Raw genomic sequence first — 24960 nt, 5'->3', positions numbered from 1 at the left:
CTTACTTAAATATACTAGGGCGTGTTGATCTTTGGTGGGTGAATTTGCAGCAGTATGTTTGGTTTTTAGGCAAGGCGGAGCCTATGTAGTGTGGTTATTCCCCATGAATAGGCGATAACGCATCATAAATACCAAACATGCGCTGCCCTTTGGGTTCTTTCTAGGGACGATTAACTCTTTGTTGCTCGGTTTTTACTTAGCCCACTAGGTTACAAACCTCGCGCCGCGATTTAATCGCCCCTAGATTGAAGAAATTTCAATCCACAAAGATCAACACGCCCTAAGTAATACGTTAATAAAAAACCGTCAACCTTTGGGTTGGCGGTTTTTTTATGGGTTATTATAAATACTGCGTTGCTAATTAACCAATGAGTTCCGTATTAATGTTTTTTAATGATGATAGTAAACTGTGTTCAACGGTTAGGAAAAACCTAACGATTAAATAAATTAAAACAGGACTAAAACTCATGAAATTACTAAACACATTACTTAGCTCAAAAGCAGGCGTAGCAGCATTAATTTTACGAGTACCAGTTGGCCTTATTTTAGCGGCGCATGGTGCACAAAAGCTATTTGCTTGGTTTGGCGGTTACGGGCTTGAAGGTACAGGCCAATGGATGGCGAGTATTGGTTTAGAGCCTGGCTATTGGTTAGCAATGATGGCAGGTAGCGCTGAGTTTTTTGGTGGCATTGCATTAGCAATTGGTTTGTTAACTCGCCCAGCGGCTGTAGTTGCCGGCTTTACTATGCTGATTGCTATTTTTAGCGTACATATTAGTAATGGCTTATTTATGGCAAACAATGGCTATGAATACGCATTAACTTTACTTGTAGTAACTTTAGTTTTAGCAATTCAAGGAGCGGGAAGTTTTTCTCTTGATAACGTATTAGCTAAAAAGCTCGCTAATAAATAGTGTGTGTTAATTAAAAATAGCAGCCAATTTGGCCGCTATTTTTGTTTAAATTATTCAGCAGATAATGTTAAAGAATAACTGTACTGCTTTTGCTCAAGTAAATATTCTTTATGGGTACTTGGGCTCCATGAATCATCGCCACCAACCCCCATATGTTGATGATCAATGTGTACATGTACGCAATCATCAGCAATGAGTTCGTTTGTGTGTTTCGCTTGCGTTAACATACTTTGCGAATACTCACTGGCTGCAAATAAAAACGCACCGGTTACGGTTAAATTATTAATACGCAGTAATTGGCAATCACTACGCAGGCCGTTATCGGTTGGGAAAATATACGGGGTATGTAGCTCATTTAAACTTAAGCTGTAATAACCTAAACGTGCTGCGGCTTTGCGATCTGGGTAGTTTTCAAAAGGCCCTAAACCACGCCAGTTTACTTTTGTATCGCTTTGCTTGTTAAGCGTTGTACTTAGCCCTATACGCGGCATTGGCGGTAGAGTATCGTTTAGTTGCACATCAACATTTAAGCTAATATTGCCGGTATTATTTAGTGTATATAGCCATTGTGTTTTTGCTTGTAGCACGCCGTTAAATTCATAATTAAATACACAAGTAATACGTATATCAACGCTTGATTGAACTGCGTGAATTGAGCTACATGTGCGCTGCCATTGCCCTATACCTGCACGTAACCAACGTGCCTCCCATGCATTAGGATCTAGGTTATCTACTTCGCTTACGCCTATGTCGTTATCAAGCGGGGCGCGATAAAAGTTATCAACCAGTGGGCTACTAATAACCTGAGTATCGTTTTGTAACCACTGCTCTATAAGCCCTGATTGCTTACTAAAAACAAGTTTAAATTTATCGTTTTCAATACATAGGTGGGAGTCGGTTTCGTTAACACTTATAGCGCTTTGCTCTGTAGTTGATGCAAATGATTCACTGTTTAAATTATTACTATTTATAAGCTTAAACTGCTCTGAATCCATAACGTGATTAGCATTTGCAAAGTGTGAGTCGTTAATTAGTGCTACATCTAAATTAAGGTAATATTGCGCACCTTGCTCAAACGCTGTTTTAGTTTTAATTGTTAACGTGTGTGTACTTTGCGGAGCAATATTAAGTACATGCTCGCCTTGTTCAACACAGATGCCATTTTGCATTAACTGCCAAACGAGCTTTTCGTTATCTGTGTGTCTAAATACGTAATCGCTAAATACATCAATAGTGTATTGATTTTTAGTTTGCTCGCGCAATGTAAATTGTAAATGCTGTTGGCTGTATTTAGCTTCAAACAGGCTAGGGTGCGGCGTGCGGTCAGGGAATAATAAGCCGTTAATACAAAATTGGCGGTCATTTAGTTCATCACCAAAATCGCCACCGTAAGCCCAGTAATGCTCACCATTTTCGTCAGTTTTAGATAAACCTTGGTCTACCCAATCCCAAATAAAGCCACCTTGCAGGCGTGGGTATTCTCTAAATGCTTGCCAGTAATCGTCAAAGCTACCTAGGCTGTTACCCATTGCATGGGCGTACTCACATAAAATAAGTGGGCGCGTTTCACCCGGTAGGCTTAGCCATTTTTTTATTGAATATTTTGGTACGGCGTCATCGGCAACATGTGTATCTACACGGGCATACATAGGGCAAATAATGTCGGTTGCTGTGGTATTTGCGCCGCCACCTTCGTATTGCACTGGGCGAGAAGGGTCAAAGCTTTTTGACCATCCGTACATAGCATCGTGGTTGGCGCCGTGTCCGCATTCGTTACCCAGTGACCAAATAATAATAGAGGCGTGGTTTTTATCGCGCTCAACCATTTGTGTATAGCGCGACATAAATGCACCAGCCCACTGCGGATCGTTGGCAAGCCTACCCATAGGGAACATGCCATGGGTTTCTATATTGGCTTCGTCCACTACGTATAAACCTAGCTCGTCACACAGCTCGTAAAAACGCGGGTGGTTAGGATAGTGAGCAGTACGTACAGCATTAAAGTTATTTTGCTTCATTAGCTTAATATCTTCAATCATGTCGGCGGTGCTTACTGTGTGGCCGTTTTCAGGGTGATGCTCGTGGCGGTTAACGCCGCGTATAAGTAACGGCTTGCCGTTTAGGCAAAGCTGCCCGTTAAGCATTTCTACTTTTCTAAAGCCAATACTATAGGCTTCTGCATCTACTGTGTTGCCTTGCTCATCTAACAGGCTTACAACGCAGCGGTATAAGTATGGGGTTTCGGCGGTCCACTTTTTAGGGCTTTGTATATCAATGGTTTGAAATACAACATCGCTCCAGCCGCCTTTTTCATCAACGCGTTTATTGTTAGTGCTTTGAATTTGTGGCTCACACAATGCTTGCTCATTATCAAAAACCTGTACTGCTACTTGGTAGTTATTTGGCGCATTTATCGCGGTTTTTATATGTAGCGTTGCATCGCGATAGCAAGCGTCTAAATCGGGGGTTATAAACACATCACGTATTTGGTTTTGTGGTTTTGTAAGTAAGTTAACATCGCGAAAAATACCGCTTAGCCACCACATGTCCTGATCTTCTAAATAACTGCCATCGCTCCAGCGAATAACCATAACCGCAATACGGTTGGTGCCTACTACTAACAGTTCGCTTAAATCAAACTCGCTCGGTAAGCGGCTATCTTGTGAGTAGCCCACCCATTGACCGTTACACCAAAGGTGAAACGCCGAGTTTACGCCTTCAAAAATAATATGGTTACGCTGCGCTAATTGATCCGGTGTAATAGTAAACTCAGTGCGGTAGCAACCTGTTGGGTTATCGCTTGGTACAAATGGCGGGTTAACTGCAAATGGGTATTTAACATTACAGTAAATTGGTTTATCAAAGCCGTGTAATTGCCAGTTAGAAGGCACTGTAATGCTTTGCCAGTCGCTGTTTAGTGTTTCACTTAGTAATGACTCATCAACCGCTTCGGGTTTATCAAATAATTTAAAATCCCATTGGCCGTTTAAACTTTGTTTTTGTGATTGTGTGTTAGTACGGGCATGGTCAACGCTTTTAAATCCATTGAGTGGGCTGTGCGCTTTTACTTGATTAACTTGTACTGAAATTGGGTTTTCCCAATCACGGCGGTTAATTATGTGTTGTAGTGAGTTCATTGGTATCCTATTGCATGTATGGCAATTATAGTGGCTTAAATATAGCTAAAATAATGCGTTGAGGTTATGCTTAAAGCTCTCTTTTATTTGTCCAAAACTATCATTTTAAATTATGCGCAACACTATTGTAGATGTACTTGATATTGGCCCAGAGTGTACAGAGCGGTTTATTGATTTAACCACGCTTTCGCAAATGCCAAACCTTGAAATAGAGCTGGCAGGTTGCTCTAATTTATTGGGTGACTATTGTGTTGCACGTACTAACCCGCTCGAACACACTCTTTTTTATACTTTGGCTGGTCAGGGCACACTTAAAACAGTTAATAACCAATACTCATTAACTGAAAATAGCTTAGCTATATTGCCTGCAAGGCAAAGTTTTGAGGTTAAAATAGCAAGCGAAAAGTGGGATGTGATTTGGCTAAACCTTGCAAACACTAAACGTTGGCAACATTTAAATTTAGCACAGGCTAAGGTATTAACTAATCAGCAATTAGCGCCATTACATTTAGCTATGGAGCTTTTATATAGCGAAAGTAACGCTACTTTGCGCGAAGGTGTTATGCCTATTTTAAGCCACTATTTAAACGCTACGTTGCAAAGCGAGCCGCAAATAGGTGGGCAAAACAGATTAACCAGCTTGTTTTTAGAGGTAGAAGAGCGCCTGCAGTTTGATTGGACAATAGAAGTTATGTGCGAGCACGTGCATTACTCAGCACCGCATTTACATAGGTTATGCCAAGCGCAATTTGGTAAAAGCCCTATGCAGCAGCTTATTTATTTACGCATTAAACGAGCTAAAAGCTTACTACTAAATACTCGCTGGCCTGTTGCCCATATTGCTGCTTACGTGGGGTATCCTAATATATTTAATTTTTCTAAACGGTTTAAAAAATCAGTGGGTGTATCACCAAGTGAATTTAGAAAATAACGTAAGCGGCTCTCTACATTTGAATAAATTTAAGGTATTGTGCGATTTCTTAAATTGCATTTTAGAGTTTTTAGGTAGGTAATGCGCTCAAACTACTTTTTAGTCGTGATACTTTTAGTGCTTGTGCACAGCTTTATTAGCTGTGATGTGGCGGCGTATCACCTGCAAGAAGAAGTTGATCATGCTACGCATGTTTATTCTCAAGCAAATGCAAACGATGAAGATGCGCAATCACCTACTGAAATACATGCCCATCAGCATTGCCACTGTGGTTACTACAGTACGCTAAATCACTCTATAAGCCCTGAGCAAAGCCAAGCTACACTGCCTGCGTGCTATAGCGGTTTAAACTATCCACCAGATGTTCCGCCACCAAATTTTTATAGCTAGTTTTTAATTTTAAACACTTTGTAAATAACTGCCTGCGCCTGTGCGCTATAAGGCTAGTTATGTACATATTTAGGTTGCTTAATTGCGCTTGTTTTTAAAATAGGCGTAGTGATTAAGTCAACTCTGTTTGTTAAAAAACGGACATGCTATATGAATAAAAAACCACTTATGCTGGTGGCGCTACTGTGCGCATTACCTGCAATGAGCGTTTTGGCAAAAAATGAGCCTCAAAACGTATTAACGCTAAAGCAAGCGCTTAAAAATACCGAGCAGCAAAATGCTGAACTTAAACGCTACCCGTATCATCAAAAAATATTAACGGCGCTTAAAACCCAAGCTGCGCTTTCACCTAATCCTGAGCTGAGTTTTGAAGCTGAAAACTTTTTAGGAACTCACGGCTCTCATGCGTTTTCGGGGGCGCAGTACACGCTGGCTTTAAGTCAATTAATAGAGCTGGGTGATAAACGCCAAAACCGCATTAACTACGCCACTGCCAATATAAAAGCGCAAACAATTGAGTATAAAAATACTCGGTTAGCACTTTTAGCAACCACCGCTGAGCGCTATTACCAAATACTTAAATTTCAGGCGTTAATTGCTTTAAATAGTGAGCGTAAAAACACCGTTAAGCAGGCACTTAACGCAATTGAAAAACGCGCTAAAGCGAGTGCAGCCTCAAGTGCTGATGTAACCCGCATGCGTTATGCATTAAGCCAAGTAGATTTAAATACGCTGATGCTAAATAGCGAATTTGAGCGTGCGCGCTTAGCTCTAACCGAGCTTTGGCAAGAGCCGCAAGTGAGTAATTACTATGCTGGCGATTTATCACAAATAGCTGCTGTTAAAAGTGAAGCAGTGCTACTTGATGCGGTAAATACAGCACCTGAATTTGCACTGCTGCAGCAGCAATATATGCAGCAAACGGCTAATTTGTCGCTGCAACGCTCAAGCGGGCAAAGCGATTTAACCCTGGGTGGTGGCGTGCGATATAACCAGCAAACTGATGCCAGCTCGTTGGTGTTTTCTTTTTCAATGCCACTGCAATTAAGCAATTCTAATAGCGGTAATATTGAGGCTGCAAAGCATCAACTTACGCTACTCAATGAGCAACAAGGTCAATTACGTGTTCAGCTACGCCAGCAAATACGCACGCTCTATGCGTATTATCAAGGTAAAACTGCGCAGGCACAGCTATTAACACATCAAGTTATTCCACAAGCACAAACGCTTATAAAACAAAGTTTAAAAAGCTATCAACAAGGGCAAATATCGGTGTTGCAATTGCTAGACGCACAGCAAGTTTTATTTGATTCTAAACGCGCACTTATCAACATCCATAGCGAGCTATATCAAGTGCTGCTTACCCTTGAGCGTTTAACTGGCCAACCTTTAATTGAGACTCATCAATCATGAATAACACTCTTATCGCATTATTTATAACGCAATTATTTACATTCCCATTTTTAAGTAGCACGGCTATGGCATCTGATAGCCATCATGAAAAAGGTCACGAAGAAGGCCACAAAGACGAACACACACAAAAAGGCCCACACGGCGGATTTTTACTAACCAATAACGCCCTTGATTTAGAGCTTAAGTTAACCCAGTTTGCAGGTAATACCGAGCTGCGAATATATGGGTTTAATAACGATAAAGCTGTGGATATAAACCAGTTAGACGTAACCATAAACGTGCAACGTTTAAGTGAAGAGCCACAGCTTATTCGCTTCAAAGCTGAAGATGACTATTTAGTAAGTACCGTGAGCGTAAACGAGCCGCATTCTTTTAAGCTTGATGTAATGGCACGCTATAAAGGCGTTGAAATAAATTATCATTATGAGCAAGAAGAAGGGCGTACAACGCTAAGCTCCCAAGCAATTGAACGCGCAGGAATTAAAACCGAGATAGCAAAAGCAGGTAGCGTTGAACTAACAGATACTCTATTTGGTGTTATAGCACCCACCGCGCACGGCACCGTTGAAGTAATGGCGCCTTATACCGGCTTAGTTAACGATATCTTTGTAAGCATTGGTCAAAACGTTAAAAAAGGCGATAAGCTTGCCAGTATAACCAACCGCGAAACACTGCAAAATTACACCATAAAAAGCCCAATTACAGGCGTTATTACCGAGCAATATTTAAAGCGCGGTGAGCTTGCCAATAGCGCATTAATGCAAATAGTAAACCTTGAAACCGTATGGGTCGAGCTCTCGGCTTTTCCTGAAAATATTGAAAAGCTCGCCATAGGAGAAAGCGCAAAAGTGTACGATTTACATCATCATTTAAATGCGCAAGGTGAGGTGTTTTACATAGCCCCGATGATGAGCGGCGGGCATATTGCGCGTGCGCGAATCGAGCTTACAAACCCTGATGGTCATTGGCGTCCTGGTATGCATGTTAATAGCGACATTAGTACTGCAAAAGTAGATGCTGCAGTGCGAGTAAAGGCTACAGCTGTGCAGGAATTTAACGGCAAACCTAGTGTGTTTATTAAAAGCGGCAATGTATTTGAAGTACGCCCTGTAAAGCTTGGTGCTAAAAACAGCGAGTGGGTAGAGGTACTTGAGGGGCTTTCGCCAAATAGTGAGTACGTAACGCAAAATAGTTATGTAATTAAAGCCGATATATTAAAAAGCGGCGCAAGCCACTCACACTAGGAGGCAGCATGATTGATTGGATCGTTTCTTTTGCGGTTAAACGCCGCATGATGGTGCTTGCGCTCACGCTTTTATTTGCTGGGTTTGGTGTATACAACACACAAAATTTAGCCGTTGATGCCGTACCCGATATAACTAACGTGCAAGTTCAAATAAATACCAAAGCGCCGGGCTTTACCCCGCTTGAAGCCGAGCAGCGCATTACATATTTGATTGAAACTGCAATGGCGGGTATTCCTAAGCTTGATTACACCCGCTCAATTTCGCGTTATGGGCTTTCGCAAGTTACCGTTATTTTTAATGAAGGGACCGATATTTACTGGGCGCGCCAGCAAATATCAGAGCGCATACAAAGTATTCGCTCAGACTTGCCAGCCAATATTGAGCCAAACTTAGGGCCAATTGCCAGCGGGCTAGGGGAGATTTTTACTTATTCTGTGCATGCAAATAACGGTGCATTAAAAGATGATGGTACGCCATTTAATGCAGAGGATTTACGTACTCTGCAAGATTGGGTTATTCGCCCGCAGCTATTAAAAGTAAAAGGCGTTACCGAAATAAACAGCCAAGGTGGCTTTGAGCGCCAGTACCAAGTAGCGCCCATGCCTGAAAAACTACTCGCTTATAAGCTCACGCTAAGCGATGTAATTACTGCACTTAAATTAAATAACAGTAATCAAGGCGCAGGGTTTATAGAACGTTTTGACGGACAATATTTAGTGCGCTCGCCAGGGCAATTAAAAACCATTGATGACATCGCTAACACGGTTATTGCTAAGCGAGATGATGCACCGGTACGGATTAAAGATGTAGCAAATGTGCGTTTAGGTAAAGAGCTTAGAACCGGCGCTGCTACTTATAACGGTAAAGAAACCGTGCTCGGCACCGCCATGATGCTAATTGGCGAAAACAGTCGCGTAGTGGCAAAAGCCATGGCTGATAAACTCAAAGACGTACAGCTAAGCTTGCCTGAAGGTGTTGTGGTAGAAGCAGTTTATGACCGCACAACCCTTGTTGATAAAACCATAGCAACCGTAAAAACCAACCTGTTCGAAGGCGCGGTGCTAGTGATTGTTATTTTGCTGCTGTTATTAGGTAATGTAACTGGTGCGCTTATTACGGCAATGGTTATTCCGCTTAGTATGTTATTTGCCGTTACCGGCATGGTAGGTAATCGCGTATCGGGTAATCTAATGAGTTTAGGCGCAATCGACTTTGGTTTAATCGTTGATGGCGCTGTAATTGTGGTTGAAAACTGTTTAAGGCAATTAGGCCTTGCGCAGCATAAACATGGCCGGCTACTTACTTTAAACGAGCGTTTAAGTGTTGTAACCGCCGCTACTAAAGAAGTGTTCAGTCCAGCAGTATTTGGCATTTTAATTATTATGCTGGTGTATTTGCCGCTGTTTGCACTAAGCGGGGTTGAGGGAAAAATGTTTCAGCCAATGGCATTTACGGTTGTAGCCGCACTAGTTGGCGCACTTATTTTTGCTGTTACCTTTGTACCTGCCGCTATTGCGGTATTTGTACGTGGCAAGGTGAGTGAGAGCGAAAATGCGGTTATGCGCGTTATTAAAAAAGGCTACAAACCACTGCTTGGTTTATCGCTTAAGTTGCCGTGGGTAATGTTAAGCATTGCTGCTGTGCTTGTAATTGCACTTGGCTTTAAAGTTAAAAATATGGGCGCTGAATTTTTACCGCAGCTTGATGAAGGCGATATAGCCATGCACGCACTGCGCATTACCGGCACCGGTATTGAACAATCGGTAAAAATGCAAAAAGAGCTAGAGCAAGCCATTTTAGACATACCTGAAGTTGAAAAAGTATTTTCAAAAATTGGCACTCCAGATGTAGCAAACGATCCTATGCCACCTAACGTTGCCGATACCTTTTTAATGTTAAAGCCGTGCGAACAATGGCCTAATCCTGCTTTAAGTAAAGAAGAGCTGGTTAAGCAAATTCGCCATTTAGTAAATGAAGTACCAGGTAATAATTATGAGTTTACGCAACCTATAGAAATGCGTTTTAACGAGTTAATAGCAGGCGTGCGCGCCGACGTTGCGGTGCGTATTTATGGCGATGATTTATCAACATTAAAACAGTATGGCGAAAAAGCCACAGCCTTGGTGCAAAACATTACTGGCGCAACTGATGTACGCCTTGAGCAAATGGAAGGTTTGCCTACACTTTCGGTAACGCCGCTTCGCGATCATATGGCGCTGTTAGGTTTAACAGTAACCGATATACAGCAAAGTGTAAGTGCTGCGGTAGGCGGTGTACAAACCGGGCTTATTTACGAAGGCGATAAACGCTTTTCGTTATTAGTGCGTTTAGATGAGCGCTGGTCAAGCGATGTATCACAGCTTGCGCGTTTGCCAGTGGCCGTGCCAAAAAGTGCCAACCCAGACCTTGCATTTGTACCGCTTGGTGAAGTGGCAACAATTAGTATTGATAAAGGGCCTAATCAAATAAACCGTGAAAGCGGTAAGCGTAATGTTGTTGTTACTGCAAATGTAGAAGGGCGTGATTTAGCAAGCTTTGTAAGTGATGCACAAGCCGCTTTAAATTCAGATCTTAATTTACCAAGTGGTTATTGGATTGAATACGGCGGCACATTTGAGCAATTAGAATCGGCAAGTAAGCGGTTATCGCTGGTGGTGCCAGTTACTTTATTGCTTATATTTGGCCTGCTTTACAGTGCGTTTAATTCACTTCGTGATTCGTTAATTATATTTAGCGGCGTACCACTTGCACTGACCGGAGGTGTGCTTGCGTTACTATTACGCGATATGCCGTTATCAATATCGGCAGGCGTGGGGTTTATAGCGCTAAGTGGTGTAGCGGTATTAAATGGCGTGGTTATGCTGTCGTTTATTAAACAATTAAGAGCCGATGGGCTCAGTTTAATCGATGCGATACAAACAGGTGCACTTTCGCGCCTGCGTCCAGTACTTATGACCGCTTTAGTGGCAAGTTTAGGGTTTATTCCTATGGCGCTAAATACTGGCACCGGCGCTGAGCTACAAAGGCCGCTGGCTACGGTTGTGGTTGGCGGGATTATTTCATCAACCTTACTTACGCTATTAATATTGCCTGCACTTTATAAATTAGTGCATGCAAAGTTTAATAGGCATCAAGCAGCTTAGCCAGTTGAAGCTCAATACATAACGTAAAAAGCAGCTGAAATTTCAGCTGCTTTTTGTTGTTAAGTAAACTTTGCAGGTTAATTATATTGAAACAAGTTATCCCAGCGCTCATCCAAAATAGTTTTTGCGTGTTCCAAATTTATTGCGCTATACACATCATTAGTGCACGTTACTAAGCGCATACGCTCCAACTTTTCAAGCGCATCGCTAATTTCAAAATCAAGATCGCACTGGTATTTGCTTTTAAACCAATGCTCTATTTGTTCATCAAGCGTTTGGGCGGTTAAGCCGTTTTCTGATTTTAGTAAAAACGTATACGCAAGCAGCGCTTCTTTTATATCTTCTTCTTCGGCGGCGTCTATAAGGGTGTGAAAAACACCGGCGTTATTATCAAGGTTTTTAAAGTAGAGGTTATCGCTAAGCGCTTTCATAAATTTAATTTTACGGTTTTTAAACTTACTCCACTCTTTAAAAATAAAGCTGCCAAATACTCCCATGCCAATAGCAAAGGTAATAAAGTGTTGTTGCGTCATTTCGACAGCTTCACTTCTAAAGCCCCCCCAAAAAGCAAACAGAGCAAGCAATAATAAAATTGATGCACCAAGCTTAGTTATAAGTACCACCGCACCGCCAATTAAAGCCGATGAGCCAATAATTGCTTTATCAATAGGGCGCATGCGTACTTCGCTATTAGGAAATAGCATTTCGAGATCGGCCTTTGGCACATTTTGAAACAGCTTAACTATGGTCGAACTTGGCTCAAACCCTAAAGGCATTTTATTTTTAGCTTTAAAATAAGCGCTGTCTTTAAAGCGAATAAACACGGCTACTCGGTCGTAATTAGTAAAGTGCAGCGGTTTTTTACGAAGGCCCCAAAAGCTGGTTATGGTTTCAGTGAGTTGCGACTCGCCACGGCGATAAAAAACCACTTCTTCAAAGTCATCAAATTCAACCTCAAGGCGCACCTTAAATAGTGACTCTTCGTTCAATGCATCTTGTAAGTCTTCATTGGTGATCACTTCAAAGTTAGCTGCATTAAGTACCTTAGCAAAATCTTTAGCAAAATCTCGTTGGCACTGCGCTTTTTGATCCTCCGATACTGGCGCTAATGATCGCGTGTCACTATTGGGATCAAACGGTGCGTAGTTGTTTTTAAGTGATTCAAGTGTTGAGTGGTAATCGTAATGAATAAGGCTTGCTAGTAAATCACAAAATTGTTTAAACGATGTTTTTTGTGTACTGCTTTTAAGCTCTTCGCTACACATATCGACAATATCTTGCTTTCTAAAGGGAATAAAACGCGCACTTTGCATAAGTTTTTAACTGCTTTGGTAGGTATTTAACTGCATTGACACATAATAAAATATTCTTATGGATATTACTAATTTGTTAATGCAGTAGGGCGTATTGATCATTGGTGGTTGAATTTGCAGCTGTGTGTTTGGTTTTTAGGCAAGGCAGAGCCTATGTCGTGTCGTTATTCCCCATAAATAAGGCGATAACGCAGCATAAATACCAAATGCGCTGCCCTCTGGGTTCTTTCTAGGGACGATTAACTCTTTGTGCCTACATGGATGTAGGTAAGGGGCGTGAGCAGGACGCGGAAGCTTTGCTCGATTTTTACTTATTCTTACATGGATGTAAGCCAGTAGGGTAACGCAGGAGCAGTTACCGAGCCTACTAGGTTACAAACCTCGCGTCGCGATTTAATCTTCCTTGGATTGAACAAATTTCAATCCACAAAGATCAATACGTCCTAGGACCTGTAGATTTACTACACTGTTTTCAGCGTGTATTAACCTAAATATGTAATTATTAGCTCATTGAATAATCTTGTTCTTACTGATAAGTGAAAAGGATTTACTATGGCAATTCAAAAAAAGCTAAAAGAAAAAACGCGTAATTTTATTGACTCTAAGCATATGCTTAGCGGTATTACAGTGGCGTCGTTTTTAGAGTCAACCATAGTTCCTATTCCACTTGAAGCAGTGCTTGTGCCTCTTATGCAGGCTCGTCGAGAAAAGCTATGGCTTATAGCATTAATGGCGACCTTAGGCTGCATAGTGGGGGCATTGTTTGGTTATGCATTGGGTTACTATTTATTTGATGCAGTAGGCGATTGGATTATTAATACACTTTCGAGCCCTGAGCAATTTGAAAACGTTAAACAAAAAATGCAAGATCAAGGCTTTTGGTTTGTAATAACACTGGGTATTGTGCCCATTCCGTTTCAAATAGCGATGCTTGCAGCGGGCGCGACTAAGTACTCTATTTGGTTATTTTTATTGGCCTCAGGTATTGCGCGTTCTATTCGTTACTTTGGCCTGGCTATTATTGTTTATTATGCCGGTAATGAAGCTGAGCGAATTATTAGTAAACATAAAACTAAAGCGATGATTGGCATTACTATTTTAGTGTTGGGATTGTGGGGACTTAGTACCGTAGTTTAAGTTTAAGTTTAAGTTTAAATTTGAGGGGGATTACGGTTTTCATCTTCGTGATGGTTTTTATTATTGTGCTATAGTTTTCAAATGAAGTACTGAAAAACCTAGCAATTAATATGATTGAAACAGTAAAACTTACCGTTAAACTTTCTAACTTTTATAAAATGCCTTTGATCAATAAAGTTTTAAGTTTAGCTTTATTGATCTATATTGCTATTTTTTCAGCCTACTCCCTAACTAGCTTTCCTCCCTTACAAGTTCAAAACAATGTGTACGGTTTTACTACCGATTTTATTAATTTAACTGTCATTATATTTCTGTTTTGGATGGTTCAATGCTCTGAGCTATCTAAAAAAGCATATATTTTTTCTAGTTTTGGTTTATTACTATGGAGTATTGGCACCACGGCAGACGTGCTTGATGAGTTAGTTGTACAGCCTTACTGGGTAAGTGTTTATTTTGAAGACTTATGTAGAACCAGCGGCATGCTTTTAACTTCCTATGGTTTATTTAAAACTATGCGCTTTGTACAAAGTATTAATAACCGATTAGCGCGTGAGCTCATTATTGACGATTTAACCAAGGTACATAATAGACGTTATTTTTATCAGCACGCTAAAGGTGCTCAGCACTCACCTTACGTTATTTTAATTATCGATATAGACCACTTTAAAGCAATTAATGATGAGTTTGGTCATGATGTGGGCGACTCAATTCTTCAGCAGTTAGCAACTACATACAATAATGCATTTGAAGGAAACGCGCAGTTTGCTCGCTTGGGCGGTGAGGAGTTTGGAGGTTATTTACCAACAAGTAATATAGAGCAAGTTAGTGAGTTTTGTCAGCAATTAATAGACCTTGCGCACACTATCAATGTTAAAAATACGCGCCATTTAACAGTAAGTATTGGCGTAGCAAAACAAACCCCTAACGAGCCCCTCGATAAAGTCATGAAGCGTGCCGATCAAGCTCTATACGTAGCTAAAAAAACAGGTCGGGATCGTTTTGAAGTTGCCCCGTAAGCGTTTTTAATTATATAAAAACACGTCCTTATTGTTTGCACATTTACTACACTTTTTAACGTTTTCGTAAGGAAATGTCAGTGAGGGTAATGCTTTGTAAATCATGAAATTAAAATAGAATGTTTGGGTCATAATGGGGATATTAATAATAAGGAATAACCTTAATGACCAACTCCCTACTAAAAGCTGCATTACCCTTAAGTCTAATTACTATTTTGTCGGGCTGTGGCTCTGACGATAGCTCAAGCTCTACAGGTTACATCCAATTGTATAACGGCTCTTATAATAGTCCATACACACGTTTGTTTGTTGAAGAAACAGAGCGATCAGGCGCTGATTTTGCTGATGTAACTACTCGCCATAACTACAGCACAGACACTTATGATGTAAGTTTTGAGTACCTAGATGCTAACGACAGCTATATAACAATTAGCGATCAAGAAATTTCTATTAAGAGTGACAAAACACAGTTAGTAGTAATGAGTGGTAACTTTGATGAGCCTACATTTACAGAGCTTAGCGTACCTATCTCAAGCGATACGGGTGAGTTTAACTTAGGGTTTTATAATATTGCAGGAGAGGACACTAACTACGATATTTACTTAGCAACTGATGATGGCGTATTTGAAAGCGCGACACTTTTCTCATCAGCTCAATATTTAAGTGAGTTAGATCTGCAAAGCGTTGATGAAGGTTATTACACTATTTACATAACAGAAGCGGGCAGCAGTGATGTTGTGTACGAGTCGTCATCTGTTTATTTATACGATGAAGCAAGTTATGTAGCAATGATCCGCCCAAGTTATGCTACAGAAGAAGGCGGCATTACGCTTGATGTAGTAACCGATAACAACTACGTTACTGAGCTTAAACATCAATCTGCCCTGGGGCAATTACGTTTTATAAATACGGTTGATGACTACTCGCCAGTAAGCTTTTCTGCTACACGCGGTACAACTGTAAACACAACAAATACAGTCGCTAGTGACTCTTATACCGATTATGTTGAACTTTCGCCTAATAGTTACAGCGTAGCGATGTACGACGAAGAAGGTACAAAACTAGCTGATAACTTTTTAATGACGCTAGAGCGCGAGCAAAGTGCGGTGGGTATTTTTTATAACGACGCAGATAACGGTTTACGTATGATGAGCGTTGAAGAAAATCTAACACCAAGCAGTTACAGCCATACGGTATCGGTTGTAAACCTAATTGAAAGCTACGCAGGGCAGTCGGTTTCAGATGTAGATGTGTACTTTACACTTAACGGCGAAACGGTAGACGACACTAGTAACGTAGTCGATGGCCTAGATAAGTATGACCAAGAAGAGCAGGTTGTAGATAACGAAATTTACACGGTTTATGTTGTTTACGAAGACAACGGCCAGCAAATTGTGCTTATTCAACAAAGCGATATGGACTTTACACAAGAGGGTAACTACATATTGATTTTAGAGCATGATGAAACAACAAGCTCAGGTTATAAGATGACCCTAGAGCGCACTATTACCGATAGTGTTGAATAAACCTAAGCATATTAAGTAGCATAAAGCCTAAGCACTTTAAGTACTTAGGCTTTTTTATTGAACAAAATTTACCTACTCATTAATAATTAGGTACACTCAGGGCATAATAATTAATAAGAGTGTGCCATGGATGATTTAGTTGGGTTAGCCGTCATAGTAATACTGGTTGTAGTTGCCGGTGCTATTTGCGGCTTAATAGCGCTAGTGCAGTTAAATGGATTAAAACAAGAAGTTGCTGTTTTAAGGGCCAAAATAACACATCTACAAACACATAAATCGATATCGCAAAGTGAACCTCAAAGTGAAGCATCTACGGCTCAGGCAGCGATTTCAATAACAGAGCCAATTGCTCATAAAGCACAGCCAAACTTAACGTCCCAAAACGCGTCGCCACCTGTAATAAATCAGCCATCAGCACCTCCTAAAAAAGCCAAACCAGCTGAAGCATCAGCCATAGAATTACTATTTAATAAATTGCGCGCAGGGTTTGAAGAGAACTGGATGACCTGGATAGGCGCAATAGCGCTTGCGTTTGGGGGCATCTTTTTAGCTAAATACAGCCTAGAAGCGGGATTATTATCGCCTGTAATGAGGTTGAGTTTAGGCGGCTTATTTGGGCTTAGCTTAATTGCAGCCGCAGCTTATTTACACCATAAACGCATTGTATTTGAAGGCTTTAATAATTACATACCCGCAGCGCTTGCAAGCGGCGGGTTTATTACCTGTTTTGCTTTAACGCTTTTAGCTTACAGCAGTTACGACATGCTGAGCCCTACCGTGGCATTTTTTGCGTTAGCTATTATAGCAATTAGTGCAAGCGCGATGGCGCTTAGGTTAGGCCCGCTATTGGCCGTGCTTGGTATTATTGGCGCTTACAGCGTACCAATATGGGTTAATACAGGCAGCGGTAACTTGTTTACGTTATTTATGTATGTTGGTTTTGTAAGTTTGTCGGCTGCGTTAGTTGCACATAAAGTGCAGCGAGCTTGGTTGTGGTATTTATTATGGGCAGGGCACATTGGCTGGTATTTAGTTGGTTTTACGCTACTTAAAGTTAATACCGTTTGGTTAATGGGGGCATTTGCTTTACTTAGTATTGTAGGGTTAATTGCTATACCGCGCTTAGGTCTAAAACTAAATGTTATTGAACATCGCCCGCACAGTTTAAAACGCTTAATTAAAGTGCTTCCAGATCATGCATTACTACTCGCTTTTATTGCGCCCTTAATATTTACTATGTTGATCAGTCACTTTGATATGCAGTGGCAAGCAATCGGCGTGTTAAGTATTGTATTGGTGTTGTTTTTAGTCCTTAAAAATAGCCGTTGGGATATTTGGCAGGGCGTAGCGTTAGTTATTTCAACGCTATTAGTATTAGGCGCTGAGCGCACGCATCTTTCGCCAAATCTATTTGATGACGCCCTCTTTGTATTCAAAAATGAGTATGGTTTGGGTTTATTACTCGGGTTGTTACTTACCGCTTTTGGGCTCTATTACGGTAAAAAACAGATTAAGCGTTTAGCGTTTCATATTACGGGGGCATTTAGTGCATTTGTAATGATAGCTACTTTATATACGCTTATTCCTAATTCTGCGTTAAGTACTGCATATCCACTTTGGGCCGTTGCATTGTTTGTAGTGGCGGCTATTTTAATAAAGCTCGCGCAGCATAATACAACGCTATTTCAGCGTTTTACTTATTGGGTAGGGGCTAATGCCAATATTACGTTAGCAGTTACCATGCTATTAAGTGACAGCGGCCTAACCATTGCACTGGCTGTACAAGTATTACTTATAAGCGTACTTATAAAACGCTATAACGTGCCTATGCCGCATTGGCCTATAAAAGCCTTAGTTGCTGCGTTATTACTGCGCTTAACGCTTGCGCCTTGGACACCAAGTTACGATGCACTTACGGTATTTGGTTTGCATTGGAGTATTGTAGTTTATCCGTTATGTATTGCGTTATTTTTTGCCGCAGCTAAGTGCTTTGACTCATCAAAACTTAAAATATGGCTCGAAGGTGCAGCCCTTCATTGTTTAGCGCTTTTTATTACTACCGAAACAAGTTATCAGCTAGTAGGGCATTATCCGCAATTTGATTCACTTAACTTTTACGAACAAATACTCCTTACCTGTAACTGGCTGGCATTAGGGTGTGTGTATTTACACAGAGCAAAACTTGCCGGTACTTTAGCTAAGTTATATAAAGTGGCGGGTTTTACACTTGCGGGGTTAGCAGGGCTTTTTGCTATTAAAACACTACTTGACGATAACCCATTATTTGAATCACTTTACATAGGTGAGCTGCCAATATTTAACTGGTTATTACTATTGTGGTTAGTACCTGCAGGATTAACGCTTTGGCTGGCCAAGCTTGTAAAACCAATAAATGCTAAAGCTACGCCATTTATATTGGCCGTTGCAGGTGGCTTTATATTATTGGCAATAAACAGCTTTATTCGTCAGTACTGGCAAGGTCCTTATATATACTTATCAAAAGGGGCGAGCAATGCAGAGCTCTATAGCTACTCTGTTATTTGGTTAGTATTGGGTGCGAGTACTGTTATTTTTGGTCATTTAAAAAATCAATTATTAATACAAAAAGTAGGCCTAGGCATACTAGCTGCAGTTATTGTTAAAGTGTTTTTAATTGATATGGCTAACTTGGAGGGCTTACTTAAAGCGCTTTCGTTTATTGGATTAGGGCTTTCGTTGGTGGGGTTAAGTTGGTTGTTCCAAAAGCTTAGAAGCCGAGTAAATCCAGTTTAATTTTATGAACACTTTATAAAGCAAAGCCCAGTGAAGATACTGGGCTTTTTGTTTTACGCTATTACTTGATAGCTTTTAACTAGAACACTTTTTACTAGAATACTTTTAACTAGATCACTATGTACTGTGATTAAGCAGTGCCTTTAGTTTGCCCGGTTTAATTGGCTTACTTAAATAATGAATATTAGCGGCTTTGGTTTCTTGCTTAAGCTCGGTGTCGCGCACGGCGGTAATTAAAATAGCAGGGACTTGGCTTTGCCAAATTTCGCGCAGGGTTTTAATTAGCGTTATGCCATCGCAGTCATTGCCTAATTGGTAGTCCATTAAAATAACATCGGGTGCACCGTTTTCTTTAGCATGCGCCAGTACATTATCTACGTTATCAAAAAGGGTGTAATTAGCTTGCCACTTTTTAAGTAAGCTTGCCATTGCTGCTAAATTTTCAGGGTCGTCGTCTACGGCAACAATATTAATTGCTGCACGGTTTTCTATTAGGCTGTTTGTAGTACTTTTTTGTTGTACAAACTGCTCGTCACCATAAGGTACCTCAATGCTAAAACGGCTACCTTTATTTGGCTCAGAATGCACATCAAGCGGCAAACTTAATAAGTCAGCCATACGTTTTACCACACCTAGGCCTAAGCCTACGCCTTTGTTATCGCCCGACTCAACACGGTAAAAGTCGTTAAATATTTTAGCTTGCTCTACTTCGCTAATCCCAGGGCCTGTATCCCATACTTCTATTCGTAAATTATGCTTTCGGTTTCTACAGGCAATTAATACACGGCCATTATCGGTGTATTTAACTGCATTAGAGACCAAGTTTTGAATAATTCGGCGCAAATAGGTTATATCGCTGTGCACAATTTGCTGGTTTGAACGCACACTAAGCTTAAGGCCTTTATCACTTGATAAAATAGCGTATTCACTTTGTAGTGGCGCTAAAATATCTTCAATATAAAAGTGGCGAGGAGTAGGGGTCATAGCGCCTTGCTCAAGCTTAGCTATTTCAAGCAATGCCGACATTAAATGCACGGTTGAATCGAGACTGTCGCCTAGTTTTTCAAAGCTGTTTTGGTTAGTGCTGTCAAGCTGTTTTTCGTCAATAGCGGCAAGGTATAAACGTGCTGCATTTAACGGCTGTAAAATGTCGTGGCTCGCCAGTGCTAAAAAGCGCGTTTTACTGTCGTTGGCTTGCTCTGCTTCTCGTTTAGCCAAAGTAAGTGCTTGCTCAGTTTGTACACGGCTATCTATTTGAGCTTGTAAGTCTTTATTGATAGTTTGCACTTCTTGAGTACGTGCTTCTATGCGGTTTTCAAGATCCATGTTTACTTCTTCAAGCGCATTTTGCGTACTTATGTGGTTTGTAATATCTGAAAAGCTGGTAACAAATCCGCCATCGGGCAGCGGATTACCAATCATTTCGTATACTTGGCCATTACGACGGTGGCGAATAAAATGATGCGAGCTGCCATATTTTAAATGCTGTACACGTTTTTCTACTTGGCGTTCTATTTCACCAGGGCCACATTCACCACGGTTAGCGTTGTATCTAATAATGTCTTCTATGGGTTGGCCTACTTCTAAAAAGCCTTCAGGGTAGCCAAACATTTCATTGTAGCGTTTGTTCCATGCAACGAGTTTTAAATCTTTATCAACAACTGAAATACCGTGGCTTAAATTTTCGAGTGAGGTAAATAACAGATTTTGATTAAATTGCAACGCTTGTGTGGTTTCGTCAAAAAAGTTTACAACTTCTTCAAACGCCATACGTTTACCCGACGATACCGTATGTATTAATGCTTGCGCTGACGATGCACCAAGCACGCCTGTTAACGCGCGTTCGCAGTAGGCTATAAATTCAGGCTCTGGGTGTGCGTTGTTATCGCTTAAATGATGGGCGAGTGCGTAATGGGCCAGTACTTGTTGGCTGCGCTGAATACCTAGAAAGGTTTGCAGTAGTATTTTAAAGTCGTAAACGGTGGCTTTTACGTCTTTATTTAAGCGCCTTGATAAAATAGCCTGATCTTTAGGGTTAACAAAAGCAGCGGCCTGAATTTTATCAATTAAGCGCTCCTCAGCCCCAAGTGAAAAACTAATATAACAACCAATATTGGCAAACAAAGCTATCAAGGTTCCACGCGTTATAAGCGTTTGTTGCAGCTCGCTATCAAGGGTTGTGCCGGCATCGAGTATTGGCAGCATTAAAAATAGTATCCAGCAAATAAAGCCTGCTACCAAACCCGCATACACCCCATAAGCATGACCTTTTCGCCAATATAAACCACCCACAATAGAGGGCAGCAATTGGGTAACAAGTGAAAACGCCACCAAGCCCATACTGGCCAGTGCGCTACTATGGCCAAACCATTGCTGATAGAAATAGGCCAAAATTAATATGCCTGCAATAGCAAAGCGCCTTACAAGTAATATGCGAGACTTATAACTGCTGGTAATTAAGTTACGTTTAAACTTTCTACGCAGCATTAACGGCAGTACCACATCGTTTGAGATCATCGTGCTTAATGTAAGCGTTGCTACCACTATCATTGCGGTGGCAGCCGATAGCCCACCTATAAATACAAAGGTGGTTAAAAAAGCGTTGTCGTTAATTAGCGGTAGGGCAAGTACAAAGCTGTCGGGTGAATAGCCGCTGCCAATTTCAGGATGAATGGCCGCAGTCGCAATAGGTAAAATCATTGCGGCTGTTAGTAGTAAATACAGCGGAAAAGCCCAGCGAGCGGTAAGTAAGTGGCGTTTGTTTTGGTTGTCGACCACGGTTACATGAAACTGGCGAGGCAAACATATAATAGCCGCTGCAGCCATTAAAGACTGGCCAATAAAGTTAAAGCTAAAAAAGTTAAAATCGCTCCAGTGACCCCAAATAGACTCAGTTACTTTGTTCGTGGTGGCTTCGGGTAAATTAAAAAGTGTAAATACTGCAAGCCCCGCAACGGCAATAAGAGCAATAAGTTTAATCATAGATTCAAATGCAACAGCGAGCATTAAGCCAGAGCGATATTCAGTTACATCAACTTTGCGAGTACCAAAAAATATAGCAAATAAAGCCATAATTAGTGTGGCAGAAAGCGCGAGCATATCGCCGGATATTTTATTACTGTTTTGCAAAAGTAAAAAGCTTGTACTAAGCGCTTTTAATTGCAGTGCAATGTAGGGAATGGTTGCCAGTAATGCGATTACAGTAACCATTATTGCTGTAGTTTGACGTTTGCCGTAACGAGCTGAAATAAAGTCAGCAATAGTAGTTATATTTTGTTTTTTACTTACCAGTACCAGCTTACGTAAAAATCCTTGGCCGAATAAAAACAGCAACGCAGGGCCTAATAATATTGGCAAGTAACTCCAACTGCTGGTGGCGGCTGTTCCTACCGAACCGTAATAAGTCCAAGAGGTACAGTAAATCCCGAGTGAGAGTGAATACACAAATGGGTGATGGCTAATACGCTTTGCTAAAGGGGTTGTTTTATCGCCCCAATTGGCAAGCCAAAACAGCACACCTATATAACTTAAAGCAACAATAATGAGTACGGCAGTCATGTTGTTATTAAACCTTATTATTTTAAATAGTCCCTCATCCCTATGAGGGATTAACACAATACCAGAACTGAGGTTAAGTGTGAGGGTTGAATTTAAAATAAAACTTTTATTTTATTTATATCTTATTGAATATTAACAGTAAAAATAAAACACCCTTGAGCATTAGACTAATGTCGCATTAATGACCAACTTATCAATTTAATCATAAAGCCAGCTTACAAAAACAGCCTAAGCAATTGAAATAATATAAAAATATATAAAGCACGCTTGAATGATAAATGCAGTTTACGTAAACGTTAACAAGCTGTTACGACTATGGTCTCAATTCAATATGTAACCAGCGTTGCTAAATTGGTAAGCGAAGATAAAAAACCACTCATCGCGATATTGCGGTGCTTAAAGGGGAAAACAAAAATGGCTTTTAAAGATGAAGAACAAGCAAAAGCTTATTGGGCAGAAAACATTTCGCTGTTATTTAAACTGTTAGCAGTGTGGTTTGTCGTGTCTTTTGGCTTTGGCATATTACTGGTTGATGTACTTAATGAAGTACGTTTTTTTGGGTTTAAACTTGGCTTCTGGTTCGCCCAGCAAGGCGCGATTTATACCTTTGTTGCTTTGATTTTTGTGTACGTTTTCAAAATGAATACGTTAGATAAAAAATACGGCGTAGACGAATAGGAGCTAAGCAATGGATGTTCAAACACTCACGTTTTTAATTGTTGGTTTAAGCTTTGCGCTTTATATCGGCATAGCAATATGGGCCCGAGCGGGTTCAACCAAAGAGTTTTATGTAGCGGGCGGCGGCGTACCTCCTCTTGCTAATGGTATGGCAACAGCTGCCGATTGGATGAGCGCCGCGTCGTTCATTTCAATGGCGGGTATTATTTCGTTTGCAGGTTACGATGGCAGTGTTTACTTAATGGGGTGGACAGGTGGTTATGTACTATTAGCCATGTGTTTAGCGCCTTACTTACGTAAATTCGGCAAGTTTACTGTGCCAGACTTTATTGGCGACCGTTACTATTCACGTACCGCGCGTTTAGTTGCTATTTTTTGTGCCATATTCATTTGTTTCACTTATATAGCAGGGCAAATGCGTGGCGTAGGCGTGGTATTTTCACGCTTTTTAGAAGTAGAAATTGAAACCGGTGTTTACATTGGCATGGTGATTGTATTCTTTTATGCGGTACTTGGCGGCATGAAAGGCATTACCTACACACAAGTAGCGCAGTATTGTGTACTTGTATTTGCCTACCTTGTACCAGCCATTTTTATCTCGATGATGATGACGGGTCACTTCTTCCCACAAACCGGTTTTGGTGCCACATTAATTGGCAGCGACGGCGTATACGTACTTGATAAACTAGATGGCTTAAGCGCTGAACTTGGTTTTGCGCAATATACCGAAGGCTCTAAGAGCATGATTGACGTGTTCGCTATTACTGGTGCGTTAATGGTAGGTACTGCTGGTTTACCACATGTAATTGTACGCTTTTTCACTGTACCTCGCGTAAAAGACACACGTATTTCTGCTGCATGGACTCTTGTGTTCATCGCGATTGTTTACACAACAGCACCTGCGGTTGCAGCTTTTGCTCGCGTAAACATGATTGATACTATTAATGGTAAAGACGGTAGCGGTACAGCTTACGCAGAAGCACCAGGATGGATTAAAAACTGGGAACGCACAGGTTTAATTACATTTGATGATAAAAACGGCGATGGCAAAATGTTCTACACGGCGGGTAAAATCACCGATCCGAACAGTGCTAACGAAGTAAATGTAGACCGCGACATTATGGTATTAGCAAATCCAGAAATTGCTAATTTACCAGCATGGGTAATCGCACTTGTGGCTGCCGGTGGTATTGCCGCTGCATTGTCTACAACAGCAGGTTTACTACTGGTTATTTCGACCTCCGTTTCGCACGATTTACTCAAGCGAACCCTCAAGCCCGATATTACCGACAAGCAAGAGTTACTTGCAGCGAGGTTGGCAGCCATGGTCGCTATTGTTATCTCCGCATACTTTGGTATTAACCCGCCTGGATTTGTGGCATCGGTAGTGGCATTTGCATTCGGCTTGGCGGCAGCGAGTTTCTTCCCAGCAATTATTATGGGTATATTCTCTAAAACAATGAACCGAGAGGGCGCAATTGCAGGCATGGTAACGGGTATTGGCTTTACCGCTGCGTATATCATCTTCTTCAAGTTTGTAAGCCCTGAGCTTAATAATCCTGAACATTGGTTTTTAGGTATTTCGCCTGAAGGTATTGGCTTAATTGGTATGATTATTAACTTTGTAGTAGCTGCAGTTGTTCTTAAATTTACTCAAGCTACACCTATTGAAATTCAAGAAATGGTAGAAGGTATTCGTAACCCTAAAGGGTCAGCTGAAGCGCACGATCACTAGGCAACATTTATAGATATAGTAAAAAAATATAAAGCACCCAAAGCCCGACT

15 protein-coding genes are annotated in these 24960 nt (G+C 41.0%); 12 read left to right on the top strand and 3 right to left on the bottom strand.

Going from position 1 to position 24960, the window contains the following annotated elements; genetic code table 11:
* The first annotated feature begins 467 nt into the window (after window positions 1-467).
* On the top strand, window positions 468-914 hold the full coding sequence (locus H5117_RS12410) for a DoxX family protein (RefSeq protein ID WP_182738143.1): 447 nt from the start codon (window positions 468-470) through the stop codon (window positions 912-914).
* A 50-nt stretch (window positions 915-964) separates the two neighbouring features.
* Here H5117_RS12410 and H5117_RS12405 read toward each other — a convergent pair whose 3' ends face one another.
* Window positions 965-4051, bottom strand: coding sequence for a beta-galactosidase (locus H5117_RS12405; RefSeq protein ID WP_182738141.1), 3087 nt, complete (start codon window positions 4049-4051; stop codon window positions 965-967).
* 112 nt (window positions 4052-4163) lie between these two features.
* Here H5117_RS12405 and H5117_RS12400 point away from each other — a divergent pair, with 112 nt between their 5' ends.
* The 5 genes from H5117_RS12400 to H5117_RS12380 all read left to right on the top strand — a co-directional run bounded on the left by H5117_RS12400 (window position 4164) and on the right by H5117_RS12380 (window position 11175).
* A complete protein-coding gene (locus H5117_RS12400) occupies window positions 4164-4982 on the top strand; it encodes an AraC family transcriptional regulator (RefSeq protein ID WP_182738139.1) in 819 nt (272 codons plus the stop codon).
* 81 nt (window positions 4983-5063) lie between these two features.
* Window positions 5064-5372, top strand: coding sequence for a hypothetical protein (locus tag H5117_RS12395; protein ID WP_182738137.1), 309 nt, complete (start codon window positions 5064-5066; stop codon window positions 5370-5372).
* A gap of 150 nt (window positions 5373-5522) precedes the next feature.
* Entirely contained in the window at window positions 5523-6785 is a 1263-nt protein-coding gene (locus H5117_RS12390; protein WP_182738135.1) for a TolC family protein, read from the top strand.
* Window positions 6782-8029 (top strand): efflux RND transporter periplasmic adaptor subunit, encoded by a 1248-nt coding sequence (locus H5117_RS12385; RefSeq protein WP_182738132.1) that lies wholly within the window; start codon window positions 6782-6784, stop codon window positions 8027-8029. The genes H5117_RS12390 and H5117_RS12385 overlap by 4 nt, the downstream gene beginning before the upstream one ends.
* A gap of 8 nt (window positions 8030-8037) precedes the next feature.
* Window positions 8038-11175, top strand: coding sequence for an efflux RND transporter permease subunit (locus tag H5117_RS12380; RefSeq protein WP_182738122.1), 3138 nt, complete (start codon window positions 8038-8040; stop codon window positions 11173-11175).
* Window positions 11176-11252: 77 nt separating this feature from the next.
* On the opposite strand, the gene H5117_RS12375 is transcribed toward H5117_RS12380, so the two are convergent.
* The gene (locus H5117_RS12375; RefSeq protein WP_182738110.1) at window positions 11253-12488 is read right to left on the bottom strand and encodes a TMEM143 family protein; all 1236 of its coding nucleotides are present in this window, start codon (window positions 12486-12488) and stop codon (window positions 11253-11255) included.
* A gap of 552 nt (window positions 12489-13040) precedes the next feature.
* On the opposite strand from H5117_RS12375, the gene H5117_RS12370 reads away from it, so the two are divergent.
* The 4 genes from H5117_RS12370 (at window position 13041) to H5117_RS12355 (ending at window position 18939) form a co-directional block, all read left to right on the top strand.
* On the top strand, window positions 13041-13625 hold the full coding sequence (locus H5117_RS12370) for a YqaA family protein (RefSeq protein ID WP_002961545.1): 585 nt from the start codon (window positions 13041-13043) through the stop codon (window positions 13623-13625).
* A 110-nt stretch (window positions 13626-13735) separates the two neighbouring features.
* Window positions 13736-14641 (top strand): GGDEF domain-containing protein, encoded by a 906-nt coding sequence (locus tag H5117_RS12365; RefSeq protein WP_182738105.1) that lies wholly within the window; start codon window positions 13736-13738, stop codon window positions 14639-14641.
* Window positions 14642-14805: 164 nt separating this feature from the next.
* The gene (locus tag H5117_RS12360) at window positions 14806-16167 is read left to right on the top strand and encodes a hypothetical protein (protein ID WP_182738101.1); all 1362 of its coding nucleotides are present in this window, start codon (window positions 14806-14808) and stop codon (window positions 16165-16167) included.
* A 126-nt stretch (window positions 16168-16293) separates the two neighbouring features.
* Window positions 16294-18939 (top strand): DUF2339 domain-containing protein, encoded by a 2646-nt coding sequence (locus tag H5117_RS12355; protein WP_182738099.1) that lies wholly within the window; start codon window positions 16294-16296, stop codon window positions 18937-18939.
* A gap of 117 nt (window positions 18940-19056) precedes the next feature.
* Here H5117_RS12355 and H5117_RS12350 read toward each other — a convergent pair whose 3' ends face one another.
* Window positions 19057-22497 (bottom strand): PAS-domain containing protein, encoded by a 3441-nt coding sequence (locus tag H5117_RS12350; protein WP_182696468.1) that lies wholly within the window; start codon window positions 22495-22497, stop codon window positions 19057-19059.
* A 414-nt stretch (window positions 22498-22911) separates the two neighbouring features.
* On the opposite strand from H5117_RS12350, the gene H5117_RS12345 reads away from it, so the two are divergent.
* The gene (locus H5117_RS12345) at window positions 22912-23175 is read left to right on the top strand and encodes a DUF4212 domain-containing protein (RefSeq protein WP_002961535.1); all 264 of its coding nucleotides are present in this window, start codon (window positions 22912-22914) and stop codon (window positions 23173-23175) included.
* 10 nt (window positions 23176-23185) lie between these two features.
* Window positions 23186-24910: a sodium:solute symporter family protein gene (locus H5117_RS12340; RefSeq protein ID WP_182738096.1), complete on the top strand. Its 1725-nt coding sequence runs from the start codon at window positions 23186-23188 to the stop codon at window positions 24908-24910.
* Window positions 24911-24960 lie beyond the last annotated feature (50 nt).

Source organism: Pseudoalteromonas sp. SG45-1, assembly GCF_014164135.1.
Classification (GTDB): Bacteria; Pseudomonadota; Gammaproteobacteria; order Enterobacterales; family Alteromonadaceae; genus Pseudoalteromonas; species Pseudoalteromonas distincta.
This window is presented reverse-complemented; position numbering and strand designations above follow the sequence as displayed.